This window comes from Streptomyces noursei, from assembly GCF_001646665.1.
GTDB classification, from domain to species: domain Bacteria; phylum Actinomycetota; class Actinomycetes; order Streptomycetales; family Streptomycetaceae; genus Streptomyces; species Streptomyces lavendulocolor.
In genome coordinates, this window is sequence record NZ_LWBU01000191.1 from 39,565 (window position 1) to 63,746 (window position 24,182).

At 73.9% G+C, this 24,182-nt stretch carries 23 protein-coding genes and 1 pseudogene; 9 read left to right on the plus strand and 15 right to left on the minus strand.

The window, feature by feature from the left end; translation table 11 throughout:
* Positions 1-32 precede the first annotated feature (32 nt).
* Positions 33-1,061 (minus strand): hypothetical protein, encoded by a 1,029-nt coding sequence (locus A4V12_RS16785; RefSeq protein ID WP_423549523.1) that lies wholly within the window; start codon positions 1,059-1,061, stop codon positions 33-35.
* A 357-nt stretch (positions 1,062-1,418) separates the two neighbouring features.
* Between A4V12_RS16785 and A4V12_RS34980 the strand changes: the two are divergent.
* Positions 1,419-2,051: pseudogene (locus A4V12_RS34980) on the plus strand (PhzF family phenazine biosynthesis protein); the annotation flags it as partial.
* Between the two features lie 191 nt (positions 2,052-2,242).
* Here the strand turns inward: A4V12_RS34980 and A4V12_RS16790 are convergent.
* On the minus strand, positions 2,243-2,908 hold the full coding sequence (locus A4V12_RS16790) for a heme oxygenase (biliverdin-producing) (RefSeq protein ID WP_064070164.1): 666 nt from the start codon (positions 2,906-2,908) through the stop codon (positions 2,243-2,245).
* A gap of 145 nt (positions 2,909-3,053) precedes the next feature.
* Positions 3,054-3,911, minus strand: coding sequence for a type I methionyl aminopeptidase (gene map / locus A4V12_RS16795; RefSeq protein WP_064070165.1), 858 nt, complete (start codon positions 3,909-3,911; stop codon positions 3,054-3,056).
* A gap of 58 nt (positions 3,912-3,969) precedes the next feature.
* Between map and A4V12_RS16800 the strand changes: the two genes are divergently transcribed.
* Positions 3,970-4,200, plus strand: coding sequence for a hypothetical protein (locus tag A4V12_RS16800; RefSeq protein ID WP_064070166.1), 231 nt, complete (start codon positions 3,970-3,972; stop codon positions 4,198-4,200).
* A gap of 103 nt (positions 4,201-4,303) precedes the next feature.
* Here the strand turns inward: A4V12_RS16800 and A4V12_RS16805 are convergent, their stop codons facing one another.
* Positions 4,304-4,909, minus strand: a complete 606-nt coding sequence (locus A4V12_RS16805) for a hypothetical protein (protein ID WP_064070167.1) — start codon at positions 4,907-4,909, stop codon at positions 4,304-4,306.
* Between the two features lie 92 nt (positions 4,910-5,001).
* Here A4V12_RS16805 and npdG point away from each other — a divergent pair, with 92 nt between their 5' ends.
* Positions 5,002-5,676 (plus strand): NADPH-dependent F420 reductase, encoded by a 675-nt coding sequence (npdG, locus tag A4V12_RS16810; protein ID WP_064070168.1) that lies wholly within the window; start codon positions 5,002-5,004, stop codon positions 5,674-5,676.
* A 68-nt stretch (positions 5,677-5,744) separates the two neighbouring features.
* Entirely contained in the window at positions 5,745-5,912 is a 168-nt protein-coding gene (locus A4V12_RS38040; protein WP_199831306.1) for a hypothetical protein, read from the plus strand.
* Here A4V12_RS38040 and A4V12_RS16815 read toward each other — a convergent pair.
* Positions 5,902-6,708, minus strand: coding sequence for a site-2 protease family protein (locus A4V12_RS16815; protein ID WP_064070169.1), 807 nt, complete (start codon positions 6,706-6,708; stop codon positions 5,902-5,904). The genes A4V12_RS38040 and A4V12_RS16815 overlap by 11 nt on opposite strands.
* A gap of 92 nt (positions 6,709-6,800) precedes the next feature.
* On the opposite strand from A4V12_RS16815, the gene A4V12_RS16820 reads away from it, so the two are divergent.
* Positions 6,801-10,229 (plus strand): AfsR/SARP family transcriptional regulator, encoded by a 3,429-nt coding sequence (locus A4V12_RS16820; RefSeq protein ID WP_064070170.1) that lies wholly within the window; start codon positions 6,801-6,803, stop codon positions 10,227-10,229.
* Between the two features lie 10 nt (positions 10,230-10,239).
* Here the strand turns inward: A4V12_RS16820 and A4V12_RS16825 are convergent, their stop codons facing one another.
* From A4V12_RS16825 to panB, 4 genes are all read right to left on the minus strand, one after another.
* Entirely contained in the window at positions 10,240-11,049 is an 810-nt protein-coding gene (locus tag A4V12_RS16825) for an ABC transporter permease (RefSeq protein ID WP_064070171.1), read from the minus strand.
* On the minus strand, positions 11,046-12,044 hold the full coding sequence (locus A4V12_RS16830; protein ID WP_064070172.1) for an ATP-binding cassette domain-containing protein: 999 nt from the start codon (positions 12,042-12,044) through the stop codon (positions 11,046-11,048). The genes A4V12_RS16825 and A4V12_RS16830 overlap by 4 nt, the downstream gene beginning before the upstream one ends.
* Before the next feature lie 110 nt (positions 12,045-12,154).
* Positions 12,155-12,532: a cupin domain-containing protein gene (locus tag A4V12_RS16835; protein WP_064070173.1), complete on the minus strand. Its 378-nt coding sequence runs from the start codon at positions 12,530-12,532 to the stop codon at positions 12,155-12,157.
* Between the two features lie 126 nt (positions 12,533-12,658).
* Positions 12,659-13,522 carry a 3-methyl-2-oxobutanoate hydroxymethyltransferase gene (gene panB / locus A4V12_RS16840; RefSeq protein WP_064070174.1) on the minus strand — a complete coding sequence of 288 codons (864 nt, stop codon included), beginning with the start codon at positions 13,520-13,522 and terminating at the stop codon, positions 12,659-12,661.
* A gap of 280 nt (positions 13,523-13,802) precedes the next feature.
* Between panB and A4V12_RS16845 the strand changes: the two genes are divergently transcribed.
* Both A4V12_RS16845 and A4V12_RS16850 read left to right on the plus strand, forming a co-directional pair.
* Positions 13,803-14,828: an endonuclease/exonuclease/phosphatase family protein gene (locus A4V12_RS16845; RefSeq protein ID WP_079137087.1), complete on the plus strand. Its 1,026-nt coding sequence runs from the start codon at positions 13,803-13,805 to the stop codon at positions 14,826-14,828.
* 124 nt (positions 14,829-14,952) lie between these two features.
* Complete coding sequence (locus A4V12_RS16850; protein WP_064070175.1) at positions 14,953-16,179, plus strand: MFS transporter; 1,227 nt, start codon at positions 14,953-14,955, stop codon at positions 16,177-16,179.
* On the opposite strand, the gene A4V12_RS16855 is transcribed toward A4V12_RS16850, so the two are convergent.
* On the minus strand, positions 16,145-17,905 hold the full coding sequence (locus A4V12_RS16855; protein WP_064070176.1) for an NAD+ synthase: 1,761 nt from the start codon (positions 17,903-17,905) through the stop codon (positions 16,145-16,147). The two genes, A4V12_RS16850 and A4V12_RS16855, sit on opposite strands and share 35 nt — an antisense overlap.
* Positions 17,906-18,009: 104 nt before the next feature.
* On the opposite strand from A4V12_RS16855, the gene A4V12_RS16860 reads away from it, so the two are divergent.
* Positions 18,010-18,852, plus strand: a complete 843-nt coding sequence (locus A4V12_RS16860) for an alpha/beta fold hydrolase (protein ID WP_064070177.1) — start codon at positions 18,010-18,012, stop codon at positions 18,850-18,852.
* Between the two features lie 161 nt (positions 18,853-19,013).
* Here the strand turns inward: A4V12_RS16860 and A4V12_RS16865 are convergent, their stop codons facing one another.
* The 5 genes from A4V12_RS16865 to A4V12_RS16885 form a co-directional block, all read right to left on the minus strand.
* Positions 19,014-19,436, minus strand: a complete 423-nt coding sequence (locus A4V12_RS16865; protein WP_064070178.1) for a CBS domain-containing protein — start codon at positions 19,434-19,436, stop codon at positions 19,014-19,016.
* A gap of 157 nt (positions 19,437-19,593) precedes the next feature.
* Positions 19,594-20,241 carry a DUF305 domain-containing protein gene (locus A4V12_RS16870; protein ID WP_064070179.1) on the minus strand — a complete coding sequence of 216 codons (648 nt, stop codon included), beginning with the start codon at positions 20,239-20,241 and terminating at the stop codon, positions 19,594-19,596.
* Entirely contained in the window at positions 20,238-20,888 is a 651-nt protein-coding gene (locus tag A4V12_RS16875; protein WP_064070180.1) for a DUF3105 domain-containing protein, read from the minus strand. Before A4V12_RS16875 ends, A4V12_RS16870 begins: the two co-directional genes overlap by 4 nt.
* Before the next feature lie 149 nt (positions 20,889-21,037).
* The gene (locus tag A4V12_RS16880; protein ID WP_064070181.1) at positions 21,038-21,466 is read right to left on the minus strand and encodes a hypothetical protein; all 429 of its coding nucleotides are present in this window, start codon (positions 21,464-21,466) and stop codon (positions 21,038-21,040) included.
* Positions 21,467-21,497: 31 nt separating this feature from the next.
* A complete protein-coding gene (locus A4V12_RS16885) occupies positions 21,498-22,577 on the minus strand; it encodes a PP2C family protein-serine/threonine phosphatase (protein ID WP_064070182.1) in 1,080 nt (359 codons plus the stop codon).
* Between the two features lie 119 nt (positions 22,578-22,696).
* Between A4V12_RS16885 and A4V12_RS16890 the strand changes: the two genes are divergently transcribed.
* On the plus strand, positions 22,697-24,058 hold the full coding sequence (locus A4V12_RS16890; protein ID WP_064070183.1) for a glutamine synthetase family protein: 1,362 nt from the start codon (positions 22,697-22,699) through the stop codon (positions 24,056-24,058).
* Positions 24,059-24,182: the final 124 nt, after the last annotated feature.

Here is a 24,182-nt window from a genome sequence, read left to right on the forward strand (position 1 = left end):
CGGTCGCCCGCGTCAGCGGCCGGCCGCGGGCCTCACGAACCCGTCGCCGACGTCACGCCCTGGAGCCGGCCCACCACCGTGACCTGGCCCGACTGCGTACCGGCCGGCTTCACCAGCGCCGCCTGGCTGGACACCCACTCCTTGGTGAGGGTGCTGCGGACCTCGCCCGTCATCAGGGCCCGCACCTCCGGGCCGACCTTCGGCCGGTAGCCCTTGGCCGCCACCTGCCGGTCGTAGAAGCGCGTGCTGAAGAACACCAGGGCGCCGCCGTCCCGCGTCATCAGACCCAGCGGCGCGTAGTCCCCGGTGTCCAGCGGCTGGTCGACGTACTGCGTGGCGAGCCCCGGCCGCTTGGCGACCTGCGCCCGCTCCTGGCGCCACACAGTGGTGTGCGGCCCGGCCGCGAAGTGGTCCGGCCGGCCGGTCTGGAGGTACGAGGTGTACTCCTCGCTCAGGTTCTTCGGCGCCACCGCCAGCGCGGCGGAATCCGGCTCCACCGGCTCCGCCCAGCCGTCCGCGTCCGTCTTGAACACCGGTACGCCGCCCGCGGACAGGATCTGGAGGTAGGCGACCTCCCACAGCTGCTCGGGCCCGTTGCGCACGAAGACCAGCACCCAGCGGTCGTCGTCCGTGCCCCGGTCGGTGTCGCGGTTGGAGTCCGTGTCCGCGACGAACCAGCGGGGCCAGCCCGCCTTCTTGGGTATGACGTACCGCGCGTCGGTGAGCTGCAGCGGCCGGTGCGCGGGGTTGCCGCCCGGGGTGGTGATGCTGCGGGACTTCAGCCCCGCCTGGTTGATCGCCCCCAGCGCGCCGGTGACCCGCCCCGCGTCGAGAGCCGGGTCGAAGGCCTTGTCTGCCTTGTTGTAGGCGTCGGTGAACGCCGCGAGGGCCTCCGCGGCCTCGGCCTTCGTCGCCGTCGGGACGACCTCCAGCTCGCCGTGGACCGTCACGCACCCGCTCGCCGTCAGCGCCAGCGCGGTGGCCGCCGTCACGGCCGCGAGGCCCCGCGCCCGGCTCCCGCCGCGGGCCCGGCCGGTGGCTCCCGCCCGGCCGGTGCGCACCGGCCCGCGCTCACCCCGAGGGGGCGTCCCGGGGGGCGGCGTCGCCGGCCGGCACGGCTCCGCCACGACTTCCTCCCCCGCCTCGCAGCTGCACGCCCCGGACCGCGCTCGCTGATCCGGCCTGATCCACAAGGTGGGCCCCAGCCTTCTCATCGCTTGCCTTCTGCTCCTCGACCCCCACTGACCGTCCGAACCCTACCGGGGCCGCGAACGGCGCGGGCGCCGGGACCGGATACCGCGCCCGCGCGGGCCCGGCGACACGGTCACGCGCCGGGCGGGCGCGGCCCTTTGCGGGGCTTCGCACCCCTTCGCCCGGACGCCGGAGCCCCGCTGCCGTGCGCGTGCTTCAATGCCCGGGTGAACACCGCATACGACGTAGTCGCCGTCTTCTGCGGGGGTGACGGCCGCCACGGCAACCCCCTCGGCGTGGTGCGCGACGGACGGTCCCACCCCGACGAGGCGTCCCGGCAGGCGTTCGCCAAGCAACTGGGCTTCAGCGAGACCGTGTTCGTCGACGACCCCGAGCGCGGGGTCGTCGACATCTACACGCCCGGCGTGCGCCTGCCGTTCGCCGGACACCCTCTCGTGGGCACCGCCTGGCTGCTCGACCTGGAGGTGCTGAACCCGCCGGCCGGCGAGGTGTGGGCCCGCGACGACGGCGAGTTCACCTGGATCACGGCCCGCGCCGAGTGGGCGCCGGACCGGACGCTGCGTCAGTACGCGTCGGCCGCCGAGGTGGACGCGCTGGACGTTCCGCCGCCCGGCGAGTGGATCTACGCGTGGGCGTGGGAGGACGAGGCGGCCGGCCGGGTCCGGGCGCGGGCCTTCCCCGGGCGGGGCGACGGCATCGAGGAGGACGAGGCGACGGGCGCCGCCGCCCTCCTGCTCACCGCCCGGCTGGGCAGGGCGCTGAACATCCGGCAGGGCCGGGGCTCGCAGCTGCTGACGGCACCCGGCCCGGACGGCACGATCGAACTCGGCGGCCGGGTCCGCGAGATGCCCCACTGCCCGGCCGCCCGCCACGGACCGACCGCCGGCCCGCCACCGACCGCCGGCAGCCACCGACCGCCGGCAGCCACCGGCCGGCGGCCCGCCACCGGCCGGCGGCCCGCCACCGGCCGGCGGCCCGCCACCGGCCGACCACCACCGGCCGCCGGGCCGGCCGCGCCCGGCGGCGCGCCTCACGCGCTCAGGGGGAACTCCGCGCCCAGCTCGCGGAAGACCGCGCCGTTGAAGTCGAAGGCGCGCCTGCACTCGTCGATGATCCGCTGCTTCTCCAGGTCGTCCGCCTCCACCCGGTCCAGCAGCTCGCGGTAGCCCCGCTTGAACGCGGCCGGGTTGGCGATCCGCTCGAAGACGTAGAACCGGACGCCGTCGCCCTTGCGGGCGAAGCCCCACGTCCGCTCGGCCTTGTCACGGATGATCTGGCCGCCGGACAGGTCGCCCAGGTACCGCGTGTAGTGGTGCGCCACGTACCCGGCCGGCCAGGTGCGGGCGCACTCCTCGACCCGGGCGGCGTACGCGGCGGTGGCGGGCAGCGGGGCGAGGCCGGCGCGCCACCCGGCGCCGCGCAGGTGCGCGAGGTCCCGCTCCAGCTCCCCGGTGCGGAACAGCTCCGGCTGGATGAACGGCCCCGCGACCGGGTCGTCCCGCAGGGCGTCGGCGGCGCCTTCCAGGGCCCGGTACACGAACCACAGCTGCTCGGTGTAGCGGGCGTAGGCGTCCACGCCGAGCCGCCCGCCGAGCAGGTCGCTCATGAAGGTCGAGTTCTCCGCCTCGGTGTGCTGCTGGTGCGAGGCGGTGCGGATGAGCGTCGAGAACGGGGTGGCGGTGCCGCGTGCGTCCAAGGCGGGCCTCCGGGGACCGGTGGGGTCGGGACGTGGCGGCCGTGGGCCGCCACTACCGCCGATCTTCCTGCCGGGGCAACCCCGAGTCAACCGGTTCCCGACGGTCTGTCGGTAAGAAGGCCCCCGCCCGGCCCGCCGGGCGGCGTCACGGCAGCGTGAGGATCTCCGCGCCCGTCTCGGTGACCACGAGGGTGTGCTCGAACTGCGCGGTCCGCTTGCGGTCCTTCGTCACCACGGTCCAGCCGTCGTCCCACATGTCGTACTCGTGCGTGCCGAGGGTCAGCATCGGCTCGATCGTGAAGGTCATGCCGGGCTGGATGACGGTGGTGGCGTGCGGGGAGTCGTAGTGCGGAATGATCAGTCCGGAGTGGAACGACGAGTTGATGCCGTGCCCGGTGAAGTCCCGCACCACCCCGTAGCCGAACCGCTTGGCGTACGACTCGATCACCCGGCCGATGACGTTGATCTGGCGGCCCGGCTTCACCGCCTTGATGGCCCGGTTCAGCGACTCGCGGGTCCGCTCGACGAGCAGCCGGGACTCCTCGTCCACGTCGCCGCACAGGTAGGTGGCGTTGTTGTCGCCGTGGACGCCGTCGATGTACGCCGTCACGTCGAGGTTCACGATGTCGCCGTCGCGCAGGACGGTCGAGTCGGGGATGCCGTGGCAGATGACCTCGTTGACCGAGGAGCACAGGGACTTCGGGAAGCCCCGGTAGCCCAGCGTCGACGGGTAGGCGCCGTGGTCGCACATGTACTCGTGCGCGACCCGGTCCAGCTCGTCCGTGGTCACGCCCGGCGCGATGTGCTTGGCGGCCTCCTCCATCGCCCGGGCGGCGATGCGGCCCGCGACCCGCATCCGCTCGATGGTGTCGGCGTCCTGCACCTCGGGGCCGGTGTACGGCGTCGGGGCGGGCTTGCCCACGTACTCGGGGCGGCGGATGGATCCGGGGACGGAACGGGTGGGGGAGAGTTCCCCTGGTACGAGCAGCGACTGGCCAGACATGCCAGCGAGTCTAACCAGGCGTCGAGGGGGCACCCTTGCGACAGAGGAAGGAGCCGAGATGGCCCTGTTCAAGAGGCGCACCGAAGGAAAGCCGGGCGAGTGGTACTACTGCCTGAAGCACGGAACGGTCGAGGAGGGCCCGGAATGCCGCGCCGCGGACCGCTTCGGGCCGTACGGGACGCGGGAGGAGGCGTCCCACGCCATGGAGACCGCCCGTGAGCGGAACCTGGAGTGGGAGACCGACCCGAAGTGGCACGACGCCCCCAAGGGCGGCGGCGACACCTCCTGACGCCCCTGGGGCCCTGAGGCCCCCGGCACCTCCTGGCGGACGGCCCCGGGGCCGCCGAGGCCCCCCGGGGCCCCTGACGCTCCTGGGGCCCGGCGCCCCGGGGCTACCAGCGCTGCGGCGGCGGGGCCGTCAGGTGGTCCGTCAGGCGCGCCAGACGGTCCCGGAAGGGGCGGCGGCCCGGGCGGACGGCCGGCGGGGTGTTCTCGCCGGCCGCCGCGCTCACCAGGTGCTGCACCATGTCGAGGTCCACGTCGTCATCCTCCGTCACCGTCAGCGCCTCGTGCGCCAGCCCCCGCACCTCCCGGTCGCCGCCGTCCAGCGACAGCACCGTCGCGCCCGCCAGCCGCGCGTCGTGCACCCGCTCCAGCACCGCCCGCTCCGGCCGCTCCGGCGCCACCACCAGCAGCGTCTCGCCCCGCCCGGCCGCCTCCAGCCGCCCCAGTCCCACCGCCAGGTGCGCCGGGTCGGCCGCCCGCGCCCGGTGCCGCACCAGCGTGGGCGCCAGCTCCGGCCGTCCCGACCAGGCCGCCTCGTCCACCAGGTGCGCGGCCAGGTGCCACGGCTCGTACCGCTCGGTGCCCACCAGCAGCAGCCCGCCGCCCCGGGGCACCACCGAGGACCGCAGCACCCCGGCGAACCGGCGGACCGCCGCGGGCCACCGGGTACCGTCCAGGACCTCCCGCAACAACGCGACACGTACGGCATCCATGGCGCCGTATGGTGCCCCTCCCCGGCGGCCCCGGCACGGGCAACGGGCGTCGCGTCACCCGGACGGGGGTGCGCCCCGTAGGGTCGTGGACCATGACTACTGATCCGTACGACCTCCCCGACGTCTCCGGGCTCGTCGTCGGTGTCCTCGGCGGCACCGGCGACCAGGGCCGCGGCCTCGCCCTCCGCTTCGCCCGCGCCGGCCAGAAGGTGATCATCGGTTCGCGGGCCGCCGAGCGGGCCGAGGCGGCGGCCGCCGAGCTCGGCGCGGGCGTCGAGGGCACCGACAACGCCGAGTGCGCGCGGCGCAGCGACATCGTGATCGTCGCCGTGCCGTGGGACGGGCACGCCGCGACGCTGTCCGCGCTCCGCGAGGAGCTGGCCGGCAAGCTCGTCGTCGACTGCGTCAACCCGCTGGGCTTCGACAAGCAGGGCGCCTACGCCCTCCGGCCCGAGGAGGGCAGCGCCGCCGAGCAGGCCGCCGCCCTGCTGCCCGACTCGCGGGTCACGGCCGCCTTCCACCACCTGTCCGCCGTCCTGCTCCAGGACGAGTCGGTGGCGGAGATCGACACGGACGTGATGGTGCTGGGCGAGAAGCGCGCCGACACCGACATCGTGCAGGCCCTCGCCGGCCGCGTCCCCGGCATGCGGGGCGTCTTCGCCGGCCGGCTCCGCAACGCCCACCAGGTGGAGTCGCTGGTGGCCAACCTGATCTCCGTCAACCGCCGCTACAAGGTCCACGCCGGCCTGCGCGTGACCGACGTCTGACGGCCGAGGCGCATGGGGGACACTGGACGGGCACGTTTCACGCCGTACCCGGACAGGAGCCGTCCCCCATGCCCCGCCTCGCTCTGTACGCCCTCGTCGTCTGCGTCCTCGCCGTCGCCGCCGCGGTGGTCTCCTTCGTCCAGGGCACCTGGCTGGGCATCGTGTGGGTGCTGCTGGCCGGGGTCTCCTCGAACATGGCGTGGTACTACCACCGCCGCGCGAAGGTCACCGGTTGACGATGTCCCCGCAGAAGACGTCCTCCCCCTGCCAGAAGCGGTAGAGCTTCTGCCCGCAGTACGTCTCGGCGTCCTGGACGCCCAGCGCGTGCAGCACCGTGTCGACCAGCCCGAAGAACGCGTGGTTGATCTCCGGGACGAACAGCAGCGCGAACACCGCGAGCAGGCCGAAGGGGGCGAACGGCTCCACCTGCCGGCGCACCTTGTACGACAGCCACGGCTCGACCACCCCGTAGCCGTCCAGCCCCGGCACCGGCAGGAAGTTCAGGATCGCGGCCGTCACCTGCAGCAGCGCCAGGAACGCCAGCGCGAACCGGAAGCCGAACGGCACGCCGTCCAGCGTGCCCAGCCAGAACGGGGCGGTGCACACCACGGCGAACAGGACGTTCGTCAGCGGGCCGGCCGCCGAGACGAGGCTGTGCTTCCACCGGCCCCGGATGCGGTCGCGCTCGATGAACACGGCGCCGCCGGGCAGGCCGATGCCGCCCATGATGACGAACACCACCGGCAGCACGATGCTCAGCAGCGCGTGCGTGTACTTCAGCGGGTTGAGGGTCAGGTAGCCCTTCGCGCCGATCGTGATGTCGCCGCCGTGCAGGGCGGTGCGGGCGTGCGCGTACTCGTGCAGACAGAGCGAGACGATCCAGCCGGACGTCACGAAGAGGAAGACGGCGAGGCCGAGGTTGGCCGAGAAGCCCGTCCACACCGCCCATCCGGTGACCGCCATGACGGCGGCGATCCCGAGGAAGACGGGGCTGATCCTCCGGTCGCCGGTGCGGGAGGTGGCGGTGGCCATGGGCGGCGCTCCTGGGTGGTGTCGCGGGCGGGTGCGGACCGGTCGACCGTACCGGACGCGATGCGGACGGCGGGGGCGGGGAGAATGGGGCGGTGCGCATCTCCGTACTGGGTCCCACGCAGGTCCACCGCGCGGACGGCTCCGCCGTACCGGTAGGCGGGGCGCGGCTGCGCGCGCTGCTCACGGTGCTGGCGCTGCGCGCCGGGCGGACCGTTCCGACCGGGCTGCTGATCGACGAGGTGTGGCACGGCGAGCGGCCGCCCGCCGACGCGCAGGGCGCCCTCCAGGCCCTGGTGGGCCGGCTGCGGCGGGCGCTCGGGCCGGCCTCGGTGGTCTCGGCGGCCGGCGGGTACCGGCTCGGTGCCGACGGCGACGACGTGGACCTGCACCGCTTCCGGCGGCTCGCCGCCGAGGGCGCGCGGGCCCGGGAGGCGGGCGACCCGGCGGCGGCGGTGACCGCGCTGGACGGCGCGCTCGCGCTGTGGCGGGGCCTGCCGCTCGCGGACCTGCCCGACCGGGCGGCCGAGGCGGCGCGCTGGGAGGCCCGCCGCGCGGAGGTCCGCCGGGACCGGCTCACCGCCCTGCTGGACCTGGGGCGCCCCCAGGAGGCGCTGCCCGAACTGGCCGCCCTGTGCGGCACGTTCCCGCTGGACGAGCCGCTCCAGGCGCTGCGCGTCCGGGCGCTGCGCGCGGCGGGCCGCCCGGCCGAGGCCCTCGCGGCGTACGAGGCGGTACGCCGGGACCTCGCCGCCCGGCTGGGCACCGACCCGGGCCCGGCGCTGCGCGCCCTGCACGCCGAACTCCTCGCCGGAACGCCGGCCCCGGACCCCGCACCGGCCGGGTCCGCGGCCGGAGCCGGAGCCGGGGCCGGAGCCGGAGCCCGGGCCGGAGCCCGAGCCGGAGCCCGAGCCGGAGCCGATGCCGGAACCGGAGCCCGGGACGGGGCCGGAGCCGGGGCCACGGGACCCGCCGGGGACGCGGGCGGGGCGGCGGCCCGGCCGGGGAACCTGCGGGCGCGGCTGACCAGCTTCGTGGGGCGCGAGGAGGACATAGCGGCCGTCCTCGGCGACCTCGGGCGGGCCCGCCTCGTGACGCTCCTCGGCCCCGGCGGCGCCGGCAAGACCCGGCTGTCGCAGGAGGCCGCCGAACGCGGCGGGGAGGCGTGGCCCGACGGCGTCTGGCTGGCCGAGCTGGCGCCGGTCGACGACCCCGACGCCGTACCGGACGCCGTGCTCACCGCCCTCGGCGCCCGCCAGACCGTGCTGCGCGGCGCCGGCGCCGAGGAACTGCGGGCGGCCGAGCGGCACGGCGACTCCGCCGACGCCCTGGTACGGCTGGCCGAGCACTGCTCGCGGCGCCGCATGCTGCTCCTGCTCGACAACTGCGAGCACGTGGTGGCCGCCGCGGCCGCGCTCACCGAGCGGCTCCTGGAGCAGTGCCCCGGGCTGACGGTCCTGGCCACCAGCCGCGAGCCCCTCGGCGTGCCCGGCGAGACCGTGCGGCCGGTCGACCCGCTGCCCGACCCGATGGCGCTGCGGCTGTTCGCCGAGCGCGGCGCGGCCGCCCGGCCGGGCTTCGACACGGCGGCCGACCCCGAGGCGTGCGCCGAGATCTGCCGGCGCCTCGACGGCCTGCCCCTCGCCATCGAGCTGGCCGCCGCCCGCCTCCGGATGCTCACGCCCCGGCAGATCGCCGACCGGCTCGACGACCGCTTCCGGCTCCTGACCAGCGGCAGCCGCACCGTCCTGCCCCGGCAGCAGACGCTGCGGGCCGTCGTCGACTGGTCGTGGGACCTCCTCGACGCTCCGGAGCGCGCGGTGCTGCGGCGGCTGTCGGTGTTCTCCGGCGGCTGCGACCTGGAGGCCGCCGAGGCCGTCTGCGGCGGGCCGGGGACGCCCGACGTCCTGGGCGTCCTCGCGTCCCTCGTCGACAAGTCGCTCGTCGTCGCCGTTCCCGCCCCCGAGGGCGACATGCGCTACCGGCTCCTCGAAACGGTCGGCGAGTACGCCGCCGAGCGCCTCGACGAGGCCGGCGACCGGGCCGGCGCGGAGCACCGCCACCTCGTCCACTACCGGGAGCTCGCCCGCACCGGCGACCCCGAGCTGCGCGGCCCGAACCAGCGCGCCGCGCTCGCCCGCTTCCAGCGCGAGTACGAGAACCTCCGCACCGCGCTGCGCCGGGCCGTCGCCGCCCGCGACGAGCAGGAGGCCCTGTGCCTGGTGCTGTCGCTCGTCTGGTACTGGCTCATGCGCGACCTGCGCGGCGACGCCCTGCACTGGTCCGAGGCCGCCGCCGCGCTCGGCCCCGACCCGTACGCGCCGCCCGTCGCGCCCGCGCCCGCCCTCACCGAGCGCTGCACCGCCGCCCCGCCGCCGATGGACGGCGAGCAGCTGATGGAGGCGCGCCGCAGCGCCCACCTGGTCCAGCTGGTCAGCATGGACCACCGGACCGGGACGTGGACCTCCCCTGAGGGCCTGGAGCGGCTGCGCCGCATGCGCCGGGCCTACCGCCCCGGGCTGCCCCAGACCTGCCGCATGCCGGGCATGCTGTGGTGGTACGCCGTCCTGCTCACCAGCGACGGCCCGGAGGAACTGCGCGACCTCCTCGACGACACCGTCGACGCCTGCCGCCGCCACGACTACGAGTGGGAGCTGGCGGCCATCCTCCAGATGCGCGCCAACGTGCTGGCGAACCGGAGCGACTGGGCGGGCGACGCCGCCCGCGACGCCGACGAGAGCCTGAAGCTCTTCGAACGGCTCGGTGACGCCTGGGGCGTGGCCGAGGCGCTGTCGGCCCGCGCCGAGGCCCGCGAGCGGCGCGGCGAGTACGCGGAGGCCGCCGAGGACTTCGAACGCGCCGTCGGCCACGCCGAACGGCTCGGCGCGCAGGCGCAGGTGGCGCTCCTGAGCGTCCGGTACGCCGGGACGCTCACCGAGACCGGCCGGGGCGCCGAGGCCGAGACCATCCTGCGCGGCATCCTGGCGCGGGGGCGGGCCGCCGGGCACGAGGCCGTCCCCGCGGCCCGCCTGTACCTGGCGATGCTGCTCGGCCGCACCGGCCGCACCGGCGAGGCCCGTGGGCAGGTGGAGCTGCTGCTGGCCGACTTCGCCGCCGATCCGCTGTCGCTGTTCGAGGGCTTCGCGTTCGGGGTGCTCGCCTGGCTCGACAACCTCGACGGCCGGTACGCCGACGCGCGCGACCGGGCCGTCCGGGCGCTGGCCCGCGCCCGGGAGCAGCTGTCCATGATGGTCGCGCCGCACATGCCGGCCCTCCACCTGGTCACGGCCGCCTGGGCGCTGGCCGGGGCGGGCGGCCCGGGGGCGCGGACGGCGGCGGTGCTGCTGGGCGCCCACGCCGGTCTCCTCCCCGACGGCTACACGCTCACCCCGATGGAGCGGGACAACCTCGCGGCGGCCACCGCGACGGCGCGGGCGGCGCTGGGGGAGGCCGCCTTCCGCGCCGCGTACGCCGAGGGCGGCGGCCTGGGCCTCGACGAGGCCGCCGCCCTGGCGGCTTCCTGATCCGATCCGGTCAGGTCTTCCTGCGGAAGCGGGCCACCGCGAGCGGCGCGGTGACGAGCGTGATGCCCGCCGCCCAGGCCAGCGTCACCCACACCGAGTGGGCGACCGGCCCGCCGTTGATCAGGTTCCGGGCGGCGTCGGCCAGGTTCGACAGCGGGTTGTAGTCGGTGAACGTCTCCAGCCAGCCGGGCATCGACGTCGGCGGGGCGAAGATCGACGAGCCGAACTGAAGCGGCATCAGCACGAGCATGGCCACCCCCTGGACCGCCTGCGCGGTCTTCATGGTGAGTCCCAGCAGGATGAAGATCCACATCAGGGAGGCGCCGAAGACGATCGACAGGCCGACCGCCGCCAGCAGGTCGAGCACCGAGGTCCTGATCTCCATGCCGAGGAGGAAGCCCATCCCCAGCAGGATCGTGGTGGCGATCAGCATCCGGCCGACCTCGACGACGATCTTGGCGAGGAGGACGGACGACCGGGCGATCGGCATCGTCCGGAACCGGTCCATCACCCCCTTCTTGAAGTCGTCGTTGATGCCGGTGCCGACGGCCATGGCGATGTTGAGGCCCATCATCGCCATCAGGCCGGGCGTGACGTAGTTGACGTAGTCCTCCTGGTTGCCCTTGCCGGCGATGGCGCCGCCGAAGACGTACACGAACAGCAGGATGAAGATGATCGGCATCAGGACGGCGTCGAACATCGACTCCGGGTCCTGCTTGATCTGGAGGGCGTTGCGGCGCACCAGCGCGCCGATGTGACGGGCGTTGGCCCGCAGTCCGATGCGCCCGTCGGAGGGCGCCTTCGTCAGCACCGCGCTCATGCGGCGACCTCCTCGGGGATCGTGTCGGTCACCGAGGAGGACGTCTTCTCGCCGGTGATGGCCAGGAACACCTCGTCCAGGCTGGGCAGATGCGTGTCGATGTGCGCGAGGCCGAAGCCGCGGGCCGCCAGCATGCCGACGACGGCGGTCAGTTGCTCGTCGCTGAGGATCGGTACGTACACCTGGCCCTCGTCGGGGACGACCGTCGCCCCCGCGACGCCGGCCAGTCCGCTGTCGTCCAGCGCCCGTGCCATGGCGGGCAGTTGGCCGGGGTCGACCGGCCGGACCCGCAGGGTGCGGCCGCCGACCCTCGCCTTCAGCTCGTCGACCCCGCCGCCGGCGATGACCCGCCCCCGGTCGATGACCGTCAGCTCGTGCGCGAGCTGCTCGGCCTCCTCCATGTACTGGGTGGTGAGCAGGACGGTGACGCCCTCGGCGACCATCCGCTGCACCTCGTCCCAGACCTCGTTGCGGGTGCGGGGGTCCAGCCCCGTGGTCGGCTCGTCGAGGTAGAGGACGGCCGGGCTGCCGATCATGGAGGCGGCCAGGTCCAGCCGGCGCCGCATGCCGCCGGAGTACGTCATGACGGGCCGTTTCGCGGCGTCCGTCAGCGAGAACCGCTCCAGCATCCCGTCGGCGCGGCGGCGGGCGTCCTTGCGGGACAGGTCGAGCAGCCGCCCGATCATGTACAGGTTCTCCCACCCGGACAGCTTCTCGTCGACCGACGCGTACTGGCCGGTGAGCCCGATGGTGCGGCGGAGCTGCCGCGGCTGGCGGACGACGTCGTAGCCGGCCACGGTGGCGGTCCCGGCGTCCGGGACGATCAGGGTGGACAGGCAGCGGACGAGGGTGGTCTTGCCGGCGCCGTTGGGGCCGAGGACGCCGAGGACGGTGCCTTCGCGCACATCGAGGTCCACCCCGTCCAGCGCCTTGGTGTCGCCGTAGTGCTTGACGAGGCCTCGTACCTCGACGGCGTTGGTGTCGGATCGTGTCATGCGCCCATGGCACCAGGCGCCACCGACAGCTCACCGACACGGCGGCGACACCGCCGGCACCGCGCCGACAGAACGCCCACAGGGGGGCCGGCGCACCGGCCCCGTCCGGGTCAGGAAGTGGAGCCGGCGGGTACGGCGTAGTCGCCGAACCCGACCCAGTCGATCAGCACGCAGGGCTCGTCCCCGACCACCCAGGCGTCGTGGCCCGGCTCGACCGCGAAGTAGTCGCCGGGGCCCACCTCGTCCTCCGTGCCGTCGTCCATGACGATCTTCAGCCGGCCGCCGACGACGTAGCAGGCGTGCGAGGCCTGGCAGCTGTCGGTACCGGCGATGGGCTTGACGTGCTTGGTCCACTGCCAGCCCGGCTCGAAGACGGCCCGGCCGACCGGGCCCCTGTCGGTGTTGACGAGGTCGAGTTTGCCCTTGCCGTCCTCGAAGGGCCGGACCTCGTCGGCGGAGTCGAAGTTCTTGCGCGTGATTGCGGGCATGTGGACCGCCTCCCGGCGGGTGCGAACGGGGCTCCCCGAGTCCACTTCCCAGGCTACGCCCGGCCCGGCAAGCCGACAGCCCGCCGATGGGGGAAGTCGGCGGGCCGTCGTCTGTACCGGGAGTGGTCAGTGGAAGGTGTGCTCCTCCTGCGGGAACGTTCCGCCGACGACCTCGCCGGCGAACGCGCGCGCCGCGTCACCCAGCGTCTGCCGGAGGTCGGCGTACTGCTTGGTGAAGCGCGGCACCTTGCCGCCGGTCAGGCCGGCCATGTCGGTCCAGACGAGGACCTGCGCGTCGGTGTCGGGCCCCGCGCCGATGCCGATGGTCGGGATGTGCAGCGACCTGGTCACCTCGGCGGCCAGCTCGGCCGGGACCAGCTCCAGCACCACCGCGAACGCGCCCGCGTCCTGGGCGGCCTTGGCGTCGCGCAGCAGCCGGTGGGCGGCCTCGTCCCCGCGGCCCTGCACCCGGTAGCCCATGGTGTTGACGGACTGCGGGGTCAGGCCCAGGTGCGACATCACCGGGATGCCGGCCTGCACCAGCATCTCGGTCTGCGGCAGCGAGCGCTCGCCGCCCTCCAGCTTGATCGCGCCGACCCCCGCCTCCTTGACCAGCCGGGTCGCCGAGCGCAGGGCCTGCACGGGGCCCTCCTGGTACGACCCGAAGGGCAGGTCGCCGACGACCAGGGCGCGCTTGGTCCCGCGCACCACGGCGGCGGAGAGCAGGGTCATCTCGTCCATGGTGACGGGCACGGTGGTGTCGTAGCCGAGGTGGCAGTTGCCCATCGAGTCGCCGACCAGGATCACCGGGATGCCGGCCTCGTCGAAGACGGAGGCGGTCATCGCGTCGTAGGCGGTGAGCATCGGCCATTTCTCGCCGCGCTCCTTGGCGCCGGCGAGGTCGAGCACGGTGATGCGGCGGGTTCCCTTGCCGCCGTACAGCGCCTTCGCGCTGTCGGCGGGCTGCTTCGGGGCAGCCTGAAGCGTCATTGAAACGGCTCCTTCGTCATCTCGAGGCGCCCTCACGGCGTCCCCGGACCGCATCCATGGTGGCACTTCGTGCCGGTTGGGGGGAAGTGGGGCGGCGGCCGTCGGCCACGGGGACCGTTTGTGCGCGTTCTGTCACAGCTCGCGCCCCGCCCGCAACCCCAGGAACCCGTCGCGGCGCCCCGTCGTCCTCGTGGCAGTACGGCCGTCCTGTGATCCCCTAGGGTCGGACGGGGCGGGACGTACGACCAAGCACGACGAGCAAGGCAGTGAGGACGGCGGCATGGCGCGGGTGGACGTGACGGAGACCGGGAACGGCGGCGCTCGGGAGCAGCGGCGCACCGGATCCCGGGTCCGGTCGGTGCTCGACCGCTGGCGCCACGACCCGGGCGTCTGGCGCCGGGGTCGTCTCCTCGCGGCGTGCGCCGTGCTGCTCGCCCTGCTGATGGTGTTCCACGCCCAGATCCCGAACAAGATCGGCAACCTCGGCAGCCTGACAGAGACGTTCCTGCCGTGGCTCGGCGTGTTCGTCCCGGTGATCCTCGTGGCCGCGGTGCTGCGCCGCTCGGCCACCGCGCTGATCGCCGCCCTGCTGCCGGGTGTGATCTGGCTCAACTTCTTCGGCGGGCTGGTCACCGACAAGTCGGGCGCCGGCGGCGACCTCATGGTCGTCTCGCACAACGTCAACGCCGACAACCCGGACCCGGAGGGCACCGCCCGCCGGATCGCCGGCTCCGGGGCGGACGTCGTGGCGCTGGAGGAGCTCAAGCCCGGCGTGGTCCCGGTGTACGAGCAGGCGCTCGCCGACACCTACCCGTACCACTCCGTCCAGGGCACCGTGGGCCTGTGGAGCAAGCATCCGATGCGCGACAGCCGCCCGGTCGACATCCGGCTGGGGTGGACGCGGGCCATGCGCGCCACCGTGACCGCGCCGCAGGGGGAGGTCGCCGTCTACGTCGCCCACCTGCCGTCCGTGCGGGTCAAGCTGAACGCCGGGTTCACCGCCAACCAGCGGGACGACAGCGCCGACGCGCTGGGCGAGGCGATCGTCCGCGAGGACCTGGGCAAGGTGATCCTGCTCGGCGACCTCAACGGCACCATGAACGACCGGTCCCTCAACGCCGTCACCTCCCAGATGCGTTCCACGCAGGGAGCCGCCGGCGACGGCATGGGGTTCAGCTGGCCGGCCGCGTTCCCGATGGCGCGCATCGACCAGATCATGGTGAAGGGCGTCGAGCCGGTGGCGTCGTGGACGCTCCCGGCGACGGACAGCGATCACCTTCCGATCGCGGCACGCGTCACGCTCTGACCTTCCGAACGAAGAGACCGGGCGGCAATTCCCCGTTCACTTCGGGGAACAATCGGCGTGAGACCATTTGTTCAGTCAGAGAACTAAGTCCCCGGTCCTCACGCGTCCCGAAAGGCACCGCCCCATGCCCCTGGCGTTGCTCGCCCTGGCCACAGCCGCCTTCGGCATCGGCACCACCGAGTTCGTGATGATGGGCCTGCTGCCCGACGTCGCGGACGACCTGCACACCTCCGTCCCCACCGCCGGGTACCTGGTCTCGGCGTACGCCATCGGCGTCGTCGTCGGCGCCCCGCTGCTCACCGCCCTCGGCTCCCGCGTCCCCCGCAGGCGGATGCTCCTGCTGCTGATGGGGCTGTTCACCGTCGGCAACCTCGCCTCCGCCCTCGCCCCCGGCTTCGGCACCCTCGTCGCCGCCCGCGTCCTCGCCGGACTGCCGCACGGCGCGTTCTTCGGCGTCGGCGCGGTCGTCGCCGCCCGCCTGGTGCGCGAGGGCCGGCAGGCGCGGGCCGTCGCCACGATGTTCCTCGGCCTCACCGTCGCCAACGTCGTGGGCGTCCCCGCCGCGACCCTGCTCGGCCAGCACCTCGGCTGGCGGGCCACCTTCCTGGTCGTCACCGCGATCGGCCTGGTCGCCATGGCGGCCCTCGCCGCGCTCGTCCCGGACATCCCCGTCGACGGCCGCCAGAGCCTCGGCAGCGAACTGCGGGCGCTGGGCGACCGGCAGGTGCTGCTCGGACTGCTCACGGCCGTCTTCGGCTTCGCGGGCGTCTTCGCCGTCTACTCCTACCTCGCGTCCATGACGACCGAGGTCATGGGCCTCGGCGAGTCCTCCGTCACCCTCGTCCTCGCCCTCTTCGGCATCGGCATGACCCTCGGCGCCCTCGCCGCCGGCCCGCTCACCGACCGGGCCCTGCGCCCCACCCTGTACGGGTCGCTCGCCGCCCTCGCGCTCGCCCTGGTCGCGTTCCGCCTCACCCTGCACGTGCCGTGGGCCGCCCTGGTCCTGGTCGTCGTCCTCGGCGCGGTCGGCTTCATGACCACCACCCCGCTCCAGATGCTCGTCATGGACAAGGCCCGGCACGCCCCCACCCTGGCCTCCGCCTCCAACCACTCGGCGTTCAACCTCGCCAACGCCGGCGGCGCCTGGCTCGGCGGCGCGGCCGTCACGGCCGGCTGGGGCTGGTCCTCACCCGCGCTCGTCGGCGCCGCCCTGGCGGTGGCCGGCCTGGCCGTCGCCGTCACGGCCGGGCTCCTCGACCGTACGGCGAAGGGGGCCTCCCGCGTCGTCGCGGGAAGCCCCCTCGGCGGGCCGAGCGTCAGCCCGACGTCGTCTCGCGCCAGCGGTTCGTGATCGGCAGGCGCCGGTCCTTGCCGAAGCCCTTGGCCGAGATCTTCGTGCCCGGCGGGTACTGGCGCCGCTTGTACTCGGCCGTGTCCACCAGCCGCAGCGTCCGCGCCACCAGCTCCTCGTCGAACCCGGCGGCGACGATCGCGTCCTTGCCCTGGTCGCGGTCGACGTACAGCTCCAGGATCCGGTCCAGGACGTCGTAGTCCGGCAGCGAGTCGGTGTCCACCTGCCCCGGGCGCAGCTCGGCGCTCGGCGGCTTGGAGATGGAGCTCTCCGGGATCGGAGGGGTCTGGCCCCGCTCCTCGGCCGCCCTGTTCCGCCACCGGGCGAGACGGAAGACCGTCGTCTTGTACACGTCCTTGATCGGCCCGTACGCGCCGACCGAGTCGCCGTACAGCGTCGAGTAGCCCACCGCCAGCTCGGACTTGTTGCCCGGCGCGAGCACGATGTGGCCCTCCTGGTTGGAGATCGCCATCAGCATCGTGCCGCGCAGCCGCGACTGGAGGTTCTCCTCCGCCAGCCCCGTCAGACCGAGCGACCCCATGTACGCGTCGAACATCGGCTCGATGGACACGGTGCGGAAGTTCAGCCCCGTGCGGCGGGCCAGCTCCGCCGCGTCCCCCTTGGAGTGGTCGGAGCTGTACTTGGACGGCATCGACACGCCGTACACGTTCTGCGCTCCCAGCGCGTCACAGGCGATCGCCGCGACCAGCGCCGAGTCGATACCGCCGGACAGGCCGATCAGCACCGAGCGGAAACCGTTCTTCGCGGCGTACGCGCGCAGACCCACCACCAGCGCCGTGTACACCTCCTCGTCGTCCTCCAGCCGCTCCGCGTACCCGCCGGTCAGCTCCGGCTCGTACGCCGGGAGCGGCTCCTCCGACAGCACCACCCGCTGGATCGTCAGACCGTCGTCCACCACGCCCTCGGGCGCGTCCGCCGACGCGGCCGGCAGGTCCAGGTCGAGCACCACGCTGCCCTCGGCGAACTGCGGCGCCCGCGCGACGACCTCCCCGTCCTTGTCCACCACGATCGAGTCGCCGTCGAAGACCAGCTCGTCCTGACCGCCGATCATCGCCAGATACGCCAGCGTGCAGCCGGCCTCCTGGGCGCGCTTGCGGACCAGCTCCAGGCGGAGGTCGTCCTTGTTCCGCTCGTACGGCGAGGCGTTGATCGACACCAGCAGACCCGCGTGCGCGCTGCGGGCGGCCGGGACGCGGCCGCCCTCCTGCCACAGGTCCTCGCAGATGGCGAGCGCCACGTCGACCCCGCGGACCCGGACGACGGGCAGCGTGTCACCGGGCACGAAGTAGCGGAACTCGTCGAAGACGCCGTAGTTCGGCAGGTGGTGCTTGGCGAACGACAGCACCACCTCCCCGCCGTGCAGCACCGCCGCGGCGTTCCGCGGCGCGCCCGCGGGCTGGCCGTAGCGCGGCTGGGCCTTCTCCGAGCGGTCCAGGTACCCGACGACGACCGGGAGGTCGCCGAAGCCCTCCTCGGCGAGACGCGCGGCGAGCGCCCGCAGGGCGGCGCGGGACGCCTCGACGAAGGACGACCGCAGGGCCAGGTCCTCGACGGGGTAGCCGGTCAGCACCATCTCGGGGAACGCGACCAGGTGCGCTCCCTGCTCGGCGGCGTGCCGGGTCCAGTGGACGACCGCCTCGGCGTTCGCGGCGAGATCGCCGACGGTCGAGTCGATCTGATTCAGGGCGAGGCGTAGTTGAGGCACCCGGCCAGTGTAATCGTCAGAGCGACGCGATGCCCCTGAGGTGTGCCGCACACCGGCCATGACAGGCTGGCGCCCCCAAGGACCAGGGCGGCGAGGGGGAACGGATGGGCTGCGCGCGGCCGGGCTTCGTACGCGTCGGGGGAGTGGCGCACCACGTGGTCGTCGAGGGCGGCGGACCGGTCTGCGTGCTCAGCGCCGGGCTCGCCATGAGCTGGTTCGACTGGGACCCCCTCGTCCCGCTGCTGGCCCCGCACCGCACCGTCGTCCGCTTCGACCGGCCCGGCCACGGGCTGAGCGGCCCGCCCGCCGGGGCGCCCACCGCGGCGGGGGAGGCCCACCGGATCGCGGGCGTGCTCGACGCGCTCGGGCTCGACGCGCCCGCGACCGTCGTCGGGCACTCCATCGCCGGGTTCCACGCCGAGGCGTTCGCCCGGCTCCACCCGGACCGCGCCGCCGGTGTCGTCCTGGTCGACGCGTCCGTCGAGGAGGACGCCCGGGCGCCCGCCGCCCCCGCCGTCCGCACCGCCCTCGCGAACGCCGCCGCCACCGTGCTCTCCGCCACCGGGGCGCCCGCCGCGCTCGGCCCGCTCACCCGCCGCGCCGCGGTCCGCCTCTCCCGGCCCGGCGGCGCCCCGGACCCCGCACCCGCGGACCTGGTACGCCGCTGCTACGCCACGTCCCGGGTGCTGCGGGGCGCCCTCCTGGAGAACACCCACTACCTGGCCGTCGCCGCCGGGCTCCTCGCCCTCCGCGAGCGCCGGCCCCTCCCGCCGGGCCTCCCGGTCACCGTGCTCGCCGCGCCCGCGTCACCGCGCTGGACGGCCCGCCAGCGGGCCCTCGCCGGCCTGCTGGACGCCCGCTTCGAGGCCGTCCCCGGGTCGGGCCACCTGATGATGCTCGACCGCCCGGCCGCCCTGGCCGCCGCCATCCTGGCCCACCCCGCCTGACCGGCCGGCGTCCGGGGCGTCCGGGGCATCCGGGGCGTGGGCCCCGGACATGGGGCGGGAGCACGCACGAGGGGCGTGGGCCCCGGACAGGGGGCGGGAGCACGCACGAGGGGCGTGACGCGCCGTGCGCGCCACGCCCCTCGAAACCGGTCCGGCGGGCGTCAGCGCCGGTGCTCGTAGACCTTCTCCGCCCAGCCGGCCACCTGCGCGTCCGACAGGTGACGGGCGAGGTCGGCCTCGCTGATCATGCCGACCAGCCGCTTGTTCTCGATCACCGGGATCCGGCGGATCCGGTGGTCCTTCATCTCGCGCAGCACTTCCTCGACGTCCGCGTTCGCGTCGATCCAGCGCGGCGTGCCCTTCGCCATGTCGGCCGCCGTGACCCGCGACGGGTCGTGGCCCTGGGCCACACAGCCGACGACGATGTCGCGGTCGGTGAGGATGCCGCAGAGCCGCTCGTTCTCGTCCGCGATGGGCAGCGCGCCCACGTCGAGGTCGCGCATCATCTGCGCGGCACGGTCGAGGGTCTCGTGTGCGGGGAGCCATTCGGCTCCGGGGTGCATGATGTCCTTGGCGGTGGTCATGGGGTTCTTTGCCTCCGAAAACGCCTGAGAGCGCCGTACGCCGGTCCCCGAGCGCCTCCATTCTCATCGCGCCCCCGCCACCCCGCGACCGGTGCTCGGCCGTACGGCCGCCCCGGGACGACCCCGGGGCGGCCGTACGCGGCACGGGCACCGGCGGCTACGGCGTGGCGCCGCGCGCCTTCAGCAGATCGGCCATCAGCAGGATCTCCGACTCCTGGGCGTCGACCATCCCCTGCGCCAGGTCCCGCTCCACGCCGGGCCGGCACGCGTCGACACAGCCCTGCGCCATGTGCACCCCGCCCTTGTGGTGCGCGGTCATCAGCCGCAGGTACAGGACCTCGGCCTGCCGGCCGCTCGCCGCCCGCAGCCGGTCCAGCTCGGCCGCCGTGGCCATGCCCGGCATCAGCGCGCCGGAGTGCCCGGAGCCGTGCGACGGCATGCCCATCCAGGCCATCGGCTCGACGCCCGGCGCCACCTTCGGCAGGCCCCACATGTCCAGCCAGCCCAGCATCATGCCGCGCTGGTTGGCCTGCGTGTTGGCGATGTCGTACGCCAGCCGGCGCACCTCCTCGTCCTGCGTGCGGTCCCGCACGATGAACGACATCTCCACCGCCTGCTGGTGGTGCACCGACATGTCCCGGGCGAACCCGGCGTCCGCCGAATCCACCGCGGGCGCGGCGGTGGCGTCACCGGCCGTCTCCCCGGGACCCGCCGACGAGACCGTGGCCGCCCCGGCGAACAGCAGCGCCAGCACCACCGCGGTGATGGCCGCCCACTGCGTACGCGTCACCGGCGTACGCGTCACTGCGGGTCCAGCCCGTTGGTGCACGCCGCGCCCGGCTCGGGCGTCTGCGGGCCCTGCACGTACTTGGTGAAGAAGGCGTCCACCCGCGGGTCGTCGGCGCCGTCGACGGTGACCTGCTTGCCCCACGCGCTCAGCATGATCGCGCCGGCCTGGTCCTTGACCGGGCTCATGAAGGAGTAGGAGGTCTTGCCGACCTTCTCCTCCAGCTTCTTGACCTCCGCGGCGGGGGCCTTGTCGTTGTACGTCACCCATACCGCGCCGTGCTCCAGCGAGTGCACGGCGTTCCGCTCGGGAACCGGCTTCTTGTAGACGTCCCGGTCGCAGTTCAGCCACACCTGGTCGTGGTCGCCGCCGACCGGGGGCTTCATCGGGTACGTCACGGGCTTGGTGACGTGGTTGCGGCCCAGCTTCTTGGCGTCCCAGGACTTCTCGTCCGAGATGGGAGCCTTGGCGGCCGCCTCCCGCTGCTCCTTCTCCTTGTTCTCCTCGTTCAGCACGTATCCGCCGAAGCCCACCAGACCGGCGACGACGAGGGCGCTGACGGAGATGGTGATGATGCGGGTGCGGCGCTCGCGGGCCTGCTCGGCGCGGCGCATCTGCTCTATCCGGGCGCGGCGGTCGGCGGTGGACGATCGGTTGGCAGCCATGGTGGCCTTCCTTCGTGGGGGAGTGGAGTGGGTGTGTCGGCGCCCGGAACTGCGACGGGCCGCCCAGGGTCTTCCTTCGTCCGGACCGGGCGTCACGAGCCCGGCGCCGGACGCCGCTCGCCGATCCGGTCCGATCGGCAAGACACCCCCTAGGTCCGCAACACCTGGAGCACATGGAGGTCCGGCGCGCGCGGCCGCTCCCCCGCCGCGGCGGGCGGGCCGGCACGGCGGTGCGGCCCCACCCACGCGAGGTCGTCCGTCTGGGGCGGGGGGTCGAGGGGCGGAGCGGTGAGCACGGCGGGCGTGAGGTACGGGAAGAGCCCGCAGTCCCCCCGGTCGTACGGACACACGTACGCGGTGATCGTGTGCCCGGAGGCCATGTGCCCGGCGACCGTGTGCCCGGAGACGGTGTGCCCGGAGGCCGTGTACGCCGCGGCCGTCCGCGCGTGGCCGGCGCCCCGGCGGTCGGCGCCGCCGTCGTGCGGGGCGAGGCAGACGAAGAGCACGGCGAACAGCGTCGCCACGGCGCCCACCAGCGCCATGGGACGCGCGATGCGTATGAGCCCGTGGCCCCCCATGGGCGCTGATGTTAATGGGCGGACCACCCGGTCAGCCACGGCCGTCGGGCGTAGCGAGCGCCAGCAGCGCCACGTCGTCGGCCACCTCCCCCGCGTACGAGGACAGATCCCGCCACACCGACCGCACCAGGTCCACCGGGGAGACGGGCCGCGCGCCCGCCCCCAGCCGGTCCACCAGCGGGTAGAAGGCCCCGGTGGCGTCCCGCGCCTCCGTCACCCCGTCCGTGTGCGCCAGCAGCATGTCCGCGGGCCCGACCTGCACCGCCACCGCCTCCGGCGCCCGGAACTCCGTCAGCCCCAGCCCCAGCGGAGCCCCCGGCGTCAGCCGCACCTCCCGCGCCCCGCCCTCGCCCACCAGCAGCGGCGCCGGGTGGCCGCAGCTGAGGACCCGTACCGCCGCACCGTCCGGCGGGAACTCCACCAGCACCGCCGTCGCGAACACCTCCGTCTCGCCCCGCCCCGCCGAGTCCACCACCAGGCGCCGGTCCAGCCGGCCCGCCACCCCGGCCAGCTCCGGCTCGTCCAGCACCGCCTCCCGGAACGCCCCCAGCAGCGCCGACACCGTTCCGACCGCCGCCAGCCCGTGCCCCTTCACGTCCGCAACGATCGCCCGCACCCCGTACGGCCCGTCCTGCACGTCGTAGAGATCGCCGCCCACCAGCGTGCCCCGCTCCGCCGCCCGGTACAGCGCCCCGCACCGCACCGGCCCCACCTGCTCCGGCAACGGCGGCAGCACGGCGAGCTGGGCCGCCTCCGCGACCGTGCGCACCGACACCAGCTGCGCGTCCCGCCGCACCCGTACCCCCGCCAGCACCACGCTGACCGCCCCGATCAGCCCGAACGCCAGCAGGTCGCCGTAGGTGACGTCGTCGGCGCGGATCGACGGCATCAGCAGCAGCGCGAACATGGTGCCCGCCACCATGGCGGTGCCGAACATCCCGTACAGCAGCGTCGTCAGGGGCGGGACCACGGCGAAGGCGAAACCGAGCTGAACGCTCCGTGGCGTGGTGAGCTGGACGACGACCAGCAGCACCATGGTCAGCCACGGCAGCAGGCGCAGCCAGATCGGCGGCTTGCCGGCGCCGGGCAGCTGCTCCGTGCCACGGTCCATGGGACCAGTCTGCGAGGCCTCCGTTACCTGTGCCACAGAGCTCCGTGCACTATGGGTTCGCAACGTGCACGAAACCGTGTGGTGGCATGCTGGCCTGATCAGCGAGGATGGGTGTGGACATGGACAAGCAGCAGGAATTCGTACTCCGTACGCTCGAGGAGCGCGACATCCGTTTCGTGCGCCTGTGGTTCACGGACGTGCTCGGCTTCCTGAAGTCCGTCGCCGTGGCCCCCGCCGAGCTCGAGCAGGCCTTCGACGAGGGCATCGGCTTCGACGGCTCGGCGATCGAGGGCTTCGCCCGGGTGTACGAGTCAGACATGATCGCCAAGCCCGATCCGGGCACCTTCCAGATCCTGCCGTGGCGGGCGGAGGCACCGGGCACGGCCCGGATGTTCTGCGACATCCTGATGCCCGACGGCTCGCCGTCCTTCGCCGACCCCCGCTACGTCCTCAAGCGGATCCTCGCCAAGACCTCCGACCTCGGGTTCACCTTCTACACCCACCCCGAGATCGAGTTCTTCCTGCTGAAGGACAAGCCGCTGGACGGCTCCCGCCCCACCCCGGCGGACAACTCCGGCTACTTCGACCACACGCCCCAGAACGTGGGCATGGACTTCCGCCGCCAGGCGATCACCATGCTGGAATCGATGGGCATCTCGGTCGAGTTCAGCCACCACGAGGGCGCCCCCGGCCAGCAGGAGATCGACCTCCGCTACGCCGACGCCCTGTCGACCGCCGACAACATCATGACGTTCCGCCTGGTGATGAAGCAGGTCGCGCTGGAGCAGGGCGTGCAGGCCACCTTCATGCCGAAGCCGTTCTCGGAGTACCCCGGCTCGGGCATGCACACCCACCTCTCCCTCTTCGAGGGCGACCGCAACGCCTTCTACGAGTCCGGCGCCGAGTACCAGCTCTCCAAGGTGGGCCGCTCCTTCATCGCCGGTCTGCTGAGGCACGCCGCCGAGATCTCGGCCGTCACCAACCAGTGGGTCAACTCCTACAAGCGCATCTGGGGCGGCTCCACCCGCACCGCCGGCTCGGGCGGCGAGGCCCCCTCCTACATCTGCTGGGGCCACAACAACCGCTCCGCCCTGATCCGCGTCCCCATGTACAAGCCGGGCAAGACCGGCTCGGCCCGCGTCGAGGTCCGCTCCATCGACTCGGGCGCCAACCCCTACCTCACGTACGCCGTCCTGCTGGCCGCCGGCCTGAAGGGCATCGAGGAGGGCTACGAACTCCCGGCCGGCGCCGACGACGACGTCTGGGCCCTCTCCGACGCCGAACGCCGCGCCATGGGCATCGAGCCCCTGCCGCAGAACCTGGGCGAGGCGATCTCCCTGATGGAGCGCAGCGAACTGGTCGCCGAGACCCTCGGCGAGCACGTCTTCGACTTCTTCCTCCGCAACAAGAAGCAGGAGTGGGAGGAGTACCGCTCCGAGGTCACCGCCTTCGAGCTCCGCAAGAACCTCCCGGTGCTGTAACCCCAGGTCAGCCCTGGTACCACCACTGCACGGCACTCCGGGCCGACGGTCACCGACCGTCGGCCCGGAGCCGTCTCAGCCGCTCTGGGCCGTCTGCGGGCCGTCCGACGTCGCGGGAGGCCCT